General features: G+C 65.5%; 11 protein-coding genes. 4 read left to right on the top strand and 7 right to left on the bottom strand.

Annotated features, from left to right (window positions below; genetic code table 11):
* The first annotated feature begins 2 nt into the window (after nucleotides 1-2).
* Nucleotides 3-398, top strand: coding sequence for a nuclear transport factor 2 family protein (locus AC1DUN_RS19410; RefSeq protein WP_477715394.1), 396 nt, complete (start codon nucleotides 3-5; stop codon nucleotides 396-398).
* 69 nt (nucleotides 399-467) lie between these two features.
* Here AC1DUN_RS19410 and ssb read toward each other — a convergent pair whose 3' ends face one another.
* Together ssb and AC1DUN_RS19420 are read right to left on the bottom strand one after the other, a co-directional pair.
* The gene (gene ssb, locus AC1DUN_RS19415) at nucleotides 468-968 is read right to left on the bottom strand and encodes a single-stranded DNA-binding protein (RefSeq protein ID WP_074580455.1); all 501 of its coding nucleotides are present in this window, start codon (nucleotides 966-968) and stop codon (nucleotides 468-470) included.
* A 54-nt stretch (nucleotides 969-1,022) separates the two neighbouring features.
* On the bottom strand, nucleotides 1,023-2,246 hold the full coding sequence (locus AC1DUN_RS19420) for an MFS transporter (protein ID WP_477715395.1): 1,224 nt from the start codon (nucleotides 2,244-2,246) through the stop codon (nucleotides 1,023-1,025).
* A 208-nt stretch (nucleotides 2,247-2,454) separates the two neighbouring features.
* On the opposite strand from AC1DUN_RS19420, the gene uvrA reads away from it, so the two are divergent.
* Nucleotides 2,455-5,523, top strand: coding sequence for an excinuclease ABC subunit UvrA (gene uvrA / locus AC1DUN_RS19425; RefSeq protein WP_477715396.1), 3,069 nt, complete (start codon nucleotides 2,455-2,457; stop codon nucleotides 5,521-5,523).
* 69 nt (nucleotides 5,524-5,592) lie between these two features.
* Nucleotides 5,593-6,519, top strand: coding sequence for a DMT family transporter (locus AC1DUN_RS19430; RefSeq protein WP_477715397.1), 927 nt, complete (start codon nucleotides 5,593-5,595; stop codon nucleotides 6,517-6,519).
* 696 nt (nucleotides 6,520-7,215) lie between these two features.
* Here AC1DUN_RS19430 and AC1DUN_RS19435 read toward each other — a convergent pair.
* Nucleotides 7,216-7,860 (bottom strand): NAD(P)-dependent oxidoreductase, encoded by a 645-nt coding sequence (locus AC1DUN_RS19435; RefSeq protein WP_477715398.1) that lies wholly within the window; start codon nucleotides 7,858-7,860, stop codon nucleotides 7,216-7,218.
* Nucleotides 7,861-7,963: 103 nt separating this feature from the next.
* Between AC1DUN_RS19435 and AC1DUN_RS19440 the strand changes: the two genes are divergently transcribed.
* Nucleotides 7,964-8,902, top strand: coding sequence for a LysR family transcriptional regulator (locus tag AC1DUN_RS19440; protein ID WP_477662921.1), 939 nt, complete (start codon nucleotides 7,964-7,966; stop codon nucleotides 8,900-8,902).
* On the opposite strand, the gene AC1DUN_RS19445 is transcribed toward AC1DUN_RS19440, so the two are convergent.
* From AC1DUN_RS19445 to AC1DUN_RS19460, 4 genes are all read right to left on the bottom strand, one after another.
* Nucleotides 8,877-9,797 (bottom strand): EamA family transporter, encoded by a 921-nt coding sequence (locus tag AC1DUN_RS19445; RefSeq protein WP_477715399.1) that lies wholly within the window; start codon nucleotides 9,795-9,797, stop codon nucleotides 8,877-8,879. The genes AC1DUN_RS19440 and AC1DUN_RS19445 overlap by 26 nt on opposite strands.
* Before the next feature lie 23 nt (nucleotides 9,798-9,820).
* Nucleotides 9,821-10,267: an acyl-CoA thioesterase gene (locus AC1DUN_RS19450; RefSeq protein ID WP_074579169.1), complete on the bottom strand. Its 447-nt coding sequence runs from the start codon at nucleotides 10,265-10,267 to the stop codon at nucleotides 9,821-9,823.
* Between the two features lie 28 nt (nucleotides 10,268-10,295).
* On the bottom strand, nucleotides 10,296-11,267 hold the full coding sequence (locus AC1DUN_RS19455; RefSeq protein WP_477715400.1) for a dipeptidase: 972 nt from the start codon (nucleotides 11,265-11,267) through the stop codon (nucleotides 10,296-10,298).
* Nucleotides 11,268-11,340: 73 nt separating this feature from the next.
* The gene (locus AC1DUN_RS19460; protein ID WP_477715484.1) at nucleotides 11,341-12,105 is read right to left on the bottom strand and encodes an ABC transporter ATP-binding protein; all 765 of its coding nucleotides are present in this window, start codon (nucleotides 12,103-12,105) and stop codon (nucleotides 11,341-11,343) included.
* Nucleotides 12,106-12,123 lie beyond the last annotated feature (18 nt).

Consider the following 12,123-nt stretch of genomic DNA (forward strand, 5'->3'; position numbering starts at 1 on the left):
CCATGATGTCGAACATCGACATCGTCCGCGCGCACTATGCCGCGTCGGCGCAGGGAAACATCGACGCAATGATGGCCCATGTGTCGCCCCAGGTGCGCTGGACCGAGATGGCGGGGTTTCCCTGCGCGGGCACCTGGGTCGGGCCGCAAGCGGTGGCCGAGAACGTCTTTGCCGTACTGGGCAGGGACTGGATCGGCTATCGCTTCGAGCTGCAAAGCCTGATCGACGGCGGCGAGCACATCGTCGGGGTGGGGAGCTACCGCGGCACTTACCGCGCCACGGGCAAGGACCTGCAGGCCCGTGTCGCCCACATCTGGCATCTGCAAAACGGCAAGATCGTGGCCTTCGAGCAGTTCACCGACACGCTGCTGGTCCGCCAGGCCATGGGCCACAACTAGGAAAAAAGAAAAGAAAAAGCCCGCCCTCCTCTGGGAGCGCGGGCTTTAATCAAAAGAACTTTTCCGTATTTAGAACGGAATGTCGTCATCCATGTCGTCAAAACCGCTGGCCTGCTTGGAGGCCGCAGGGGCCTGGCGTGGCGCGGCTGCCGCCGGCGCGCGCGCCGGGGCCGACTGGCGCGGGGCTTCGTAGCCGCCGCCACCGCCGTCGTCCCCACCGGGGCCGCCCATGCCCTGGCGGCTGCCCAGCATCTGCATCTGGTCGGCGCGGATTTCGGTGGTGTATTTTTCGATGCCGTCCTTGTCGGTCCACTTGCGCGTGCGCAGCGAACCTTCCACATAGACCTGCGAGCCCTTGCGCAGGTACTGGCCGACGATTTCGGCCAGGCGGCCGTTGAACACCACGCGGTGCCATTCGGTGGCTTCCTTCATTTCGCCGGTCTGCTTGTCTTTCCACCGGTCGGTGGTGGCGATGGTGACGTTGGCGACCTGGTCGCCGCTCGGGAAGCTGCGCATTTCGGGGTCGCGGCCCAGATTGCCGACGACGATGACTTTATTGACGGATGCCATGAGGGGTTCTCCTGAGCTGATCTACAGAGCGGGGCCCTGCTATTTATGAATAACTCACAGTTTAACTGGCCGGCCCGGCAGAGCCTGACCAGAGGCGACCGCATGGCGCCCGGGCGCCCGCATGGGCCAGGCCACCAGCAGCCAGGCCAGCATCAGGCCGCCGCACAGCATAAAAAGCCCCGCCGCACCCTGGGTTTTGGTGACCCAGCCGCCGATAGCGCCGCCGGCAAAAAAGCCCAGCGACTGCAGGGTGTTGTACACCCCCAGCGCCGCGCCACGCGCATGGGCGGGCGCCACACGGGAGGCCAGGCTGGGCTGGGTGGCTTCCAGCACATTAAAACCGCAGAAAAACAGGAACAGCAAGACGGCCAGCAGGCCCAGGCCGTGCGGCCCCGGGCTGGAGGACACCGCCCACAGCAGGCCCAGCTGCACCACAAAAACCAGGCCCACGGCGCCCAGGAAGGCGGCGCGCAGGTAGCCGCGCCGCTCCAGCGGGAACAGCGTCATGCCCATCACCAGGAAGGACGCCAGCACCGCCGGCAGGTAAACCTGCCAGTGGCGGGCCTTGTCGAGGCCGGCCGCCACCAGCAGCGCCGGTATCGCCACCCACATGGCCAGCTGCACCGCATGCAGCACAAAAACGCCGAAATCCAGCCGCAGCAGGGCCGGATCCCTGAGGACTTCGAGCACGCTGCCGCGCGGGCGATTCGCGTGCTCCAGCGGCTCGGGCGGCACCCACCACAGGACCACCGCGATGCCGCCCAAGGCCAGCGCGCCGGTCAGGGAAAACAGGCCGTGCAGGCCGATGGAGGCCGCCAGCAGCGGCGCCACGAGCAGCGAGAGGGCGAACATCAGCGCGATGCTGCTGCCCACCAGCGCCATGGCCTTGGTGCGCACCTCGTCGCGCGTGGAGTCGGCCAGCAGCGCGGTGACGGCCGCCGAAATCGCGCCCGCGCCCTGCAGCGCCCGGCCGGCGACCAGCCAGTCCAGGTCGGGCGCCCAGGCCGCGATAAAGCTGCCCAGGGCAAATATGACCAGGCCGGAAATAATCACCGGTTTGCGGCCCCACCAGTCCGAGGCGATGCCGAAGGGGATCTGCAGCAGGCCCTGGGTCAGTCCGTAGATGCCCATGGCCAGGCCGATGCGCGCCGGATCATCGCCGCCCGGGTATCTGGCCGCTTCCAGCGCGAACACCGGCAGCACCAGGAACAAGCCCAGCATGCGCAGCGCAAAAATCGACGCCAGCGAGGCGCTGGCGCGGCGCTCGGTGGCGGTCATGGGGTAAGACGGGGGGACGGAGGGCTGGGACAAGGGATAAACAGGCAAAAAAGACTCAAAAGCGGACAAAAGGCGGCCCAGACCAGGGCAAACCGGTAGTTAGGCCGCTCTGGCGGACAAGCCCCGGCCGTCCGGACCTTGTTCAAACAGCTATTGTGCTTGAAACGGTGCTTCGGTCTATGATGGAGAGTTTTGCGGCTGCCACATCTTGAACTCTCCCGACGACAGCAAATACCTCGCCTCCCAGGCCGCAGAAGGCCGTCACGTCGCTGAGCCCCCGGCCCGCTACCTGGCCCAGGCCCTGGCGGCGCAGCGCATCAGCATTCGCGGCGCGCGCACGCACAACCTCAAGAACATCGACCTGGATATCCCGCGCAACCAGCTGGTGGTCATCACAGGGCTGAGCGGCTCCGGCAAGTCCAGCCTGGCCTTCGACACGCTGTATGCCGAAGGCCAGCGCCGCTACGTCGAAAGCCTGTCCACCTACGCGCGCCAGTTTTTGCAGCTGATGGACAAGCCCGACGTGGACATGATCGAGGGCCTGTCGCCCGCGATCTCCATCGAGCAGAAGGCCACCTCGCACAACCCGCGCTCCACCGTGGGCACGGTGACCGAGATCCACGACTACCTGCGCCTTTTGTTCGCGCGCGCCGGCACGCCGTTCTGCCCCATCCACGACCTGCCGCTGCAGGCGCAAAGCGTCAGCGAGATGGTCGACACGGTGCTGGCCCTGCCGGAAGACACCAAGCTGATGATCCTGGCGCCGGTGGCGCGCGACCGCAAGGGCGAGTTCGTGGACCTGTTCGCCGAAATGCAGTCCCAGGGTTATGTGCGCTTTCGCGTCGACGGCACGGCCTACGAGTTCGACGAACTGCCCAAACTCAAGAAAACCGAGAAGCACAACATCGACGTGGTGATAGACCGCGTCAAGGTGCGGGCCGACCTGCAGCAGCGCCTGGCCGAAAGCTTTGAGGCCGCGCTGCGCCTGGCCGACGGCAAGGCCCTCGCGCTGGAGATGGACACCGGCAAGGAGCACCTGTTCAGCGCCAGGTTCTCCTGCCCGGTCTGCGACTACTCACTCAGCGAGATGGAGCCGCGGCTCTTTTCCTTCAACTCGCCCGTGGGCGCCTGCCCGACCTGCGACGGCCTGGGCCACATGGAGTTTTTCGACCCGGCGCGCGTGGTGGCCTTCCCTTCGCTCAGCCTGGCCAGCGGCGCCGTCAAGGGCTGGGACAGGCGCAACGGCTATTACTTCGCCATGCTGGAAAGCCTGGCCAAGCACTACAAGTTCAACATCGACACGGCCTTTGAGGAGCTGCCCGAGAACGTGCAGCAGGTCGTGCTGCACGGCTCGGGCGACGAGGAAATCAAGTTCAGCTACGTGATGGACTCGGGCAACTTCGCCGGCAAGAAGATCAGCAAAAAGCACCCCTTCGAAGGCGTGATCACCAACTTCGAGCGCCGCTACCGCGAGACCGACTCCGCCGCTGTGCGCGAGGAGCTGGCCCGCTACCGCAGCGTGCAGCCCTGCCCCGAGTGCGAAGGCACGCGGCTGCGCACCGAGGCGCGCCACGTCTATCTGGTCAGCGCGCCCGAGGGCGGCGCCCAACCGCAGCGCAAGGCCATCTTCGAGATCAGCCATGCGACGCTGCGCGAGAGTTTTGAGTACTTCAATATCCTCAAGATGGAGGGCGCCAAGGCCGAGATCGCGGCCAAGGTGGTGCGCGAGATCGGCCTGCGCCTGAAGTTCCTCAACGACGTGGGCCTCAACTATTTGAGCCTGGACCGCAGCGCCGAAACGCTGTCGGGCGGCGAATCACAGCGCATACGCCTGGCCTCGCAGATAGGCTCGGGCCTGACCGGCGTGATGTATGTGCTCGACGAACCCAGCATAGGCCTGCACCAGCGCGACAACGACCGGCTGATCGGCACGCTCAAGCATTTGCGCGACATCGGCAACAGCGTGCTGGTGGTCGAGCACGACGAAGACATGATCCGCGCGGCCGACCACGTCATCGACATGGGGCCGGGCGCCGGCATCCATGGCGGGCGCGTGATGGCCCAGGGCACCTTTGACGAAGTGAAGAACAACCCCGACTCGCTGACGGGCAAGTACCTGGCACAGACACTGAAGATAGCCGTACCCAAGCGCCGCACGCCATGGCTGCCGACGGTGAAGGCGGTGGAAGCGGCGGAAAAGAAAAAAGTTTCACGCTTTCCGCAAAGCCCGGCCGCGGAACGCCGCGCAGCGCGCGAGGCCGTGCACCAGGCCACGCTGGGCGACATGCAGGCGCTGCGCGTCATCAACGCCACCGGCCACAACCTGAAGGGCGTGAGCGTCGAGTTCCCGGTGGGCCTGCTGACCTGCGTGACCGGTGTTTCCGGATCGGGCAAGTCCACGCTGGTCAACGACACGCTGTATGCCGCCGTGGCCCGCACGCTGTACCGCGCGCATGAAGAGCCCGCCGCGCACGAGTCCATCGAAGGCATAGAACACTTCGACAAGGTCATCAACGTCGACCAGTCGCCGATAGGCCGCACGCCGCGCAGCAACCCGGCCACCTACACCGGCCTCTTCACGCCGATACGCGAACTGATGGCCGAGATGAACACCGCCCGCGAACGCGGCTACGGCGCGGGGCGCTTTTCCTTCAACGTCGCCGGTGGCCGCTGCGAGGCCTGCCAGGGCGACGGCGTGGTCAAGGTCGAGATGCACTTTTTGCCCGACGTGTATGTGCCCTGCGACGTCTGCAAGGGCATGCGCTACAACCGCGAGACGCTCGAAGTCCAGTACAAGGGCAAAAACATCGCGCAGATCCTGGACCTCACGGTGGAAGTCGCGGCCGAGTTCTTCAAGGCCGTGCCCACCATCGCGCGCAAGCTGCAGACCTTGCTGGACGTGGGCCTGTCCTATATCAAGCTGGGCCAGGCCGCGACCACGCTCTCGGGCGGCGAGGCGCAGCGCGTCAAGCTCGCGCTGGAACTGAGCAAGCGCGACACCGGCCGCACGCTGTACATCCTCGATGAACCGACGACGGGCCTGCATTTTGCCGACATCGACCTGTTGCTCAAGGTGCTGCACCAGCTGCGCGACGCGGGCAACACGATTGTCGTGATCGAGCACAACCTGGACGTCATCAAGACCGCCGACTGGCTGGTCGACATGGGCCCCGAAGGGGGGGCCGGCGGCGGCACCGTGGTGGGCGTGGGCACGCCGGAAGACATCGCGGCCAACCCGGCCAGCCATACGGGACGCTATCTGGCGCGCCTGCTGTAATTTGCGTCGATGCGCTCGGGCGCACGCCGCGCCCGGGCCGCGCCTTCTTTTCTTCACGGGATCCAGGTTTTGAACAGCTCCACCTTTTTCACCCAGCGCAAAATCGTTTTCCTGCTGGCCTCGCTGTGCTGCCTGCTCTGGGGCAGCGCCTACCCGGCGATCAAGAACGGCTATGTGCTGTTCCATATCACCGCCGGCGACATTCCCTCCAAGCTGGTGTTCGCGGGCTGGCGTTTTCTTTTTGCCGGCCTGGTGCTGCTGGTGTTCGCCTTTATCAGCCGCAAGCCGGTGCTCCAGCTGGACCGCCGGACCTTCGGCCAGGTCGCCATCGTCGGCCTGACACAGACCAGCCTGCAGTATGTGTTCTTCTACATCGGCCTGGCCTACGCGACGGGCGTGAAGAGCTCCATCATGAATGCGACCGGCACTTTTTTCAGCGTGCTGCTGGCGCACTACATCTACAAAAACGACAGGCTCAGCTTCAACAAAGTGCTGGGCTGCCTGGTGGGCTTTGCGGGCGTGATGGTGGTGAACTTCAGCGAGAGCCTGCTCAGCTTCGACTTCACGCTGCTAGGTGAAGGCTTTGTCGTGATCGCCGCCTTTGTGCTCTCGGCCGCCAGCATCTACGGCAAAAAAGTCTCGCAGCGCGTGGACTCGGTGGTGTTGACCGGCTGGCAACTGGCCATAGGCGGCCTGGCCCTGCTGCTCATCGGTTTTACCACCGGTGGTTCGCTGACGGGCTTTACCTTCAAGTCCACCTTGCTGATGGTCTACCTCGTGGTGCTGTCGTCGGCCGCGTTCTCGTTGTGGACGATTTTGCTGAAGTACAACCGCGTGAGCATGATCACCGTCTTCAACTTCATGGTGCCGATTTTTGGGACCATGCTGTCGGCGGTGTTCCTCGACGAGCGTTTCCTCGAGTGGAAAAACGGCTTGGCTCTGGTGCTGGTTTGTTACGGGATTTGGTTGGTGACAAAAGAAGAGAAGGGTGGTTGAGCCGGGTCTTGCTCCGGCGGGCGCGCTCTCCCCCTTCTCTCCTTCTCCTCGCCTCGTCTTTCTGCTTACTCTGCTGAGGGTGGTTGGCCGGGGGTAGCCCGGCAGCTACTCACTTTTCTTTTGCTTCGCCAAAAGAAAAGTAAGCAAAAGAAAAGGCGACCCTGGTGTCTGCGTCCCTTCGCTTCGCTACGGGCAACCTGCGGTGCTCGGTCCAGCCGGGGTCAAAAACAACTCGCCTTCGGCTCAAACAAGTTTTTGCCCTGATCCGTCTGGCCCTGCGCTCCTCGGCGCATCCACAAGGGGTGGCAGAAAAATACCGAATACCTAAGAAACAAGGACACGCCATGGCGTGTCCTTGTTTGTATTTGTCTTCTTGGTTTTCTGTCCCCGCTCCCGATTGCCCCGTCCTGGCTGGGCCGAGGAGCGCAGACGTAGGCGGATCAGGGATCGCGCTTGTTTGAGCCGAAGGCGAGTTTGCGCGAGACCCCGCCGTAGTCGAGCACCGCAGGTTGCCCGTAGCGCAGCGGAGGGACCCAGACTGCGGGTCGCCTTTTCTTTGCTTACGTTCTTTTGGCGAAGCAAAAGAAAGTAAGTCGCCCGCCGGGGCGAGACCCGGCCAGCAAGCCTATGCAATGGGCAAGAGCGCGCAAGCCGGAGCAAGACCCGGCAAGCCCCCCACTGCATGGCCAATCAGCGTTAATTGGCCGCCGTAAACCGACGCCTCACATGCCGAGGCGTCTCAATCTCATCCACAATCGCCACGGCCAGGTCGGCCACGGAAATACCCGCCGGCTTCTCCCCCTGGCCAGGCAGCAACTCATCACCCCCCAGCCGGTATTTGCCGGTACGCTCGCCGGGCGCCAACCCAATGGGAGGCGAGACAAAACTCCAGTCCAGCGAGGTTTCGAGCTTGAGCTGGTTGAGCGCTTCGCGCGCGGCCAGCGCGCCCTGCTTGTATTCGGCGGGGAACTGCGGCGTGTCCACCAGTTGCAGGCCGGGTGCCACATACAGGCTGCCCGCGCCGCCCACCACCAGCAGGCGCTTCACGCCGGCCTGTTTGACGCCGTCCACGATGGCTTTGCTGGCCTGCAGGTGCAGGTCATAAATTTTGGGTTCGCCCCAGCCGGGGTTGTAGGCGCTGATGACGGCGTCATGGCCGGCCACGGCCCTGGCAACCTGGCCGGCGTCCAGCGCGTCGGCGGCAACGACCTTGAGGCCTGTTTGCGGCGCGACTTTGCCGGGGTTGCGGGCCAGCACCGTGACCTGGTGGCCGCGGCCCAGCAGTTCGGAAAGAATCGGTGCGCCTACAAAACCGGTGGCGCCTATGAGTGCGATGTTCATGATGGAAATTGCCCTGTGGTTGAAAGAAGCTGTTAGTTTGATTGCTTCACAAGCAGCTGAATAGACGGCAAAATTCAACAACACTGTGAAGTACAACTAATCAATGAGCGATAAATCCTTGGACCAGCTCAAGCGCATGGCCGTCTTTGCCGAGGTGGTGGCGGCGGGCTCGCTGACGGCGGCGGCGCGCCGCCTGGGCATGACGCCCTCGGCCGTGAGCCAGCATTTGCGCCAGCTCGAGCAGGCGCTGGGCCTGGCGCTGCTGCATCGCTCGACGCGGCGCATCACCTTGACCGAGGCCGGCGAGCGCTACCACGCCGGTTGCGCGGCCATGGTGGGCGCCGCGCGCGAGGCCGAGCAGGCCCTGGTGCGCCTGCGCGACGAACCCGAGGGCGAACTGCGCCTGACAGCGCCTGTCGGCTTTGGCAGCCTGCTGGCAGCAGCGCTGGCGCCGCTGCGCGGGCATCCCAAACTCACACTGTGCCTGCTGCTGGACGACACGCTGATCGACCTGGTTGAAGAGCGCATAGACATCGCTTTGCGCGTCGGCTCGTTGGCGGACTCATCCCTGGTGGCACGCAAGCTCGGCGTCATGAAGCGCCAGCTTTGCGCTTCCCCGGCCTACCTGGCTGAACGCGGCTGGCCCGCGCATCCAAGAGACCTGCTGCAGCACGACTGGCTGGCGAGCAAGCCGCAAACCGCCGGCGTCGACATGCTGGAACTCACGGGGCCGGAGGGGGAGCGGCAAACCCTGCGGCTGGAGCCGCGCGTGCAGGCATCGCAGGTATCGGCGCTGCATGCGCTATACCTCGCGGGCTGGGGCATAGGCATGGCGGTGAGCGAGGACGATCGCACGGCGCTGGCCGAGGGCCGTTTGCTGCCGATACTTCCGGGCTGGCGCATGACGGATGTGCCGGTGTATGCCGTCACGCCGCGCCGCGGCGAGCAACCGGCCAAGGTGCGCTACACGCTGGAGCTGCTGGCAGCCTGGTTTGGCGAGGCGCAGGCCGCCAACCTCAAGCCTGCTGCGAGCGCGGCCTGAGCACCCGCCCGCCCAGCATCACACAAGCCAGCGCCGCCACCACGAAAGCCACACCGGCCCATTGCCAGGCCGTGACGACCTCGCCCAGCACCAGCATGCCGGTGGCCAGCCCGACGACAGGCACACCCAGGCTGAAAGGCGCGACGCGGTTCGCGGGGTGGCGCTTGAGCAGATTGGTCCACAGGCCGTAGCCCAGGATGGTGGCGGCCCATCCCAGGTAAGCCACGGCGGCCCAGCTTGATGCGCGTGCCTCCAGCCAGTGCCAGCGCAGGGGCTCGGGGTCGAAAGCCCAGGAGAGGGCCGCGAACGGCAGCACCGCGACCAGGCTGCTCCACACCACAAAAGCCAGCGGCGAATAGTCCTTGTAGGTCTGCTGCACGCGGCGCGCCACGATGTTGGACATGGCCCACATGGCCGCGGCGCACAGCGTGAGCACAAAGCCCAGCGGCGTGGTGGCGCTGCTGCCGTCCGTGCCCACGTAGTTGAGCGCGAAGCAGGCCAGGCCCAGGGCCGCGAGCGCCAGGCCGGCCTGCAGCGGGCGGCTGGCGCGCTCGTGCAGCAGCACAAAACCAAACAGCGCCGTCCAGAACACCTGGGTCTGCTGCAGCACCGAGGCCAGCGCCGCCGTCATACCGACCTTGAGCGCGAAAAACAAGATGCCGAACTGCCCCACACCCTGCAGCAAGCCGTAGGCCGCGATCCATTTCCAGGCCACCTTGGGCGGGCGTACCAGCAGCACCAGCGGCAGCGCCGCGAACACATAGCGGGCCGTTCCGAGCTGAAACGGCGTGAAGTCGCGCAGCGCGAACTTCATCACCACAAAATTGACGCCCCACAGCACGACCACGGTCAGGGCGGCCGCCAGGTCGCGGCTCGTCAGGGAGTTACTTTGCATCAGCGGAACGAGACAGGCGCGGCTCAGGACAGCTGCATGCTGCGCGCGGCGTCCAGGTGCGCCTTGACGCGCTGGGCCAGCGCGACGTCGCCGGGGGTCTCGGGCCGCCATTCCTGGGCGGGCAAGGCCTTGCCGTCCAGGTCGACCGCGACAAACACCACCAGGCATTCGGTGATCACCGCCATCTGGCCGATTTTCATGTCGCCGGCGCGCACTTCCACCGAGATGTTCAGGCTGGTCTTGCCGGTGTAGGCCAGCCGGGCTTCGACTTCGACCAGGTCGCCGATCATGATGGGGCGCTGAAAACGTATGCTGCCCACCGAGACGGTGACGCAGTAGCGCTTGGCCCAGCTGGTGGCGCAGGCATAACCGGCCTCGTCAATCCATTTCATGACGGTGCCGCCATGGACTTTGCCGCCGAAGTTGACGGTGCTGGGTTCGGCCAGGAAACGAAGCGTGATGGAGGACATGAAAAGCTGCCGGTGGGTTGCGGGATGTTCAGGCGTGCTGCCAGGCGATGCCGGCCACACGCATCATATTGTCGCCCATCACGCCCTCGATCTCGGCCGCGTTCAGGCCGGCCTGGCGCAGCGCCGCGGGCAACAGCCGCCAGGTTTCGACCGGCGTGTAAGTCATGCGCTGCACGCTGCGGTCGTAACCGGCAGCCTTGGGCCACCAGTAGTCCGGGTCGTAGTCGCCGGGCGGGTTGTCGTTGAGCTCGTCCTGGCGAAAGCTGATGTCCAGGCCTATGCCCACATGCTGCGCGCCCACCAGGCCGGCCACATAAGCGACATGCCGCGCCATGTCGCCGGCGTTCGGCGTGGGGGTGCCGAGGAAGGCCGACACGCCCGAGATGCAGACCACGCCGCCGGTGGCCGCGCAGGCGCGTATCTGCTCGTCAGTGATGTTGCGGCCGTGTTCCACCAGCGCCAGTGGGTTGGCGTGGCTGAAGATCACCGGCTTTGACGAAGCCGCCATGATGTCCAGGCTGCAGCGCCGGCCGGTGTGCGAGCAGTCCATGAGCAGGCCGGCCTTGTTGACGGCCCGCACCATGCGCAGGCCCAGCGGCGTGAGGCCGCGCGCCTCGTCATGGCAGCCGTCGGCCACGCTGTTGTTGCGGTTGTAGGCAAAGTGGATTTGCCGCACGCCGAGCTCGCGGTACAGCGCCACCATCTCGGTGTGCTCCTGCAAGGGCATCGCGCCTTCGAGGTCAAAACCGATGGCGAGTACGCCCGCCGCGGCGGCTTCGCGGATCTCGTCCACGCTGGAGACCAGCCGGTAGCGCTCCGGGTTCGCCGCGATCCTGGTGCGAAAGGCGGCGATCACCGCCATGATTTGCGACACCGGGTTCATGTCCATGCCGACGTTGATGGACACATAGTTGACGCCCGCGGCGCGCAAGGCGTCCATGGGCGAAAAATCGGCCCTAGGGTGCAGCGGCAGGCAGGCGTGGGCTTCCCAGTTGATCATGTCGGAGGCCTCCGTGGGTGAAAGGAAATTAAAGCACGCGCACGCCCGATGCGCCAGTCAAGAATGGCCACCACTATGCCGTGGTGGGTGCCCCGGCCTCGGCGCGGCGCTTGAAGCCGGTGGAAGCTTCCATGAGGCTCAGCGTGTAGGCATTGGTGACCTTGTGCGCCGCCAGGTCGGCCGAAGGCAGCATCTCCACCGTCTGGCCGCGTTGCATCACCATGAGCCGCTCGCACAAATGGGTGACAACGGCCAGGTCGTGGCTCACCATGATGAAAGTCAGGCCGCGCCGGCGCCGCAGTTCTTCGAGCAGGTTGAGCACCTCGGCCTGCACCGAGGCGTCCAGCGCCGAAGTGGGCTCGTCCAGCAGCAGGATTTGCGGCTCCAGGATCAGGGCCCGCGCGATCGCGATGCGCTGGCGCTGGCCGCCCGAAAGCTGGTGCGGGTAACGAAAACGAAAACCCGTGCCCAGGCCGACTTCCTCGAGCGCGCGCTCTATGCGCACTTCTGCATCGGTTATGCCGTGAATGGCCAGCGGTTCGGCCAGGATGCGGTCTACCGTGTGGCGCGGGTGCAGCGATCCATAGGGGTCCTGGAACACCATCTGCACCTGGCGCCTGAAGGCCTTGCTGCCGGGCGCGCTGTCCTGGCCCAGCAGCCGCACCGTGCCGGCCGTGCGCGGCGCCAGCCCGCAGATGGCGCGCAGCACCGTGGACTTGCCCGAGCCCGATTCGCCGACGATGCCGAAGCTCTCGCCGGGGTTCACGGTAAAGGTGGTGCCGGCCACCGCGACAAAGCCGTCGTATTCCACGCGCAGGCCGTTGACTTCCAGGCCCAGCGGCGTCGCTGCAGTTGG

The organism is Polaromonas sp. P4_F6 (genome assembly GCF_056401275.1).

What these genes read in the sequence shown, in the direction of transcription:
- AC1DUN_RS19410 (WP_477715394.1), top strand. Translation starts at nt 3, where the DNA reads ATGATGTCGAACATCGACATCGTCCGCGCGCACTATGCCGCGTCGGCG.
- AC1DUN_RS19435 (WP_477715398.1), bottom strand. Translation starts at nt 7,860, where the DNA reads ATGAACATCGCACTCATAGGCGCCACCGGTTTTGTAGGCGCACCGATT.
- AC1DUN_RS19420 (WP_477715395.1), bottom strand. Translation starts at nt 2,246, where the DNA reads ATGACCGCCACCGAGCGCCGCGCCAGCGCCTCGCTGGCGTCGATTTTT.
- AC1DUN_RS19445 (WP_477715399.1), bottom strand. Translation starts at nt 9,797, where the DNA reads ATGCAAAGTAACTCCCTGACGAGCCGCGACCTGGCGGCCGCCCTGACC.
- AC1DUN_RS19455 (WP_477715400.1), bottom strand. Translation starts at nt 11,267, where the DNA reads ATGATCAACTGGGAAGCCCACGCCTGCCTGCCGCTGCACCCTAGGGCC.
- ssb (WP_074580455.1), bottom strand. Translation starts at nt 968, where the DNA reads ATGGCATCCGTCAATAAAGTCATCGTCGTCGGCAATCTGGGCCGCGAC.
- AC1DUN_RS19440 (WP_477662921.1), top strand. Translation starts at nt 7,964, where the DNA reads ATGAGCGATAAATCCTTGGACCAGCTCAAGCGCATGGCCGTCTTTGCC.
- AC1DUN_RS19450 (WP_074579169.1), bottom strand. Translation starts at nt 10,267, where the DNA reads ATGTCCTCCATCACGCTTCGTTTCCTGGCCGAACCCAGCACCGTCAAC.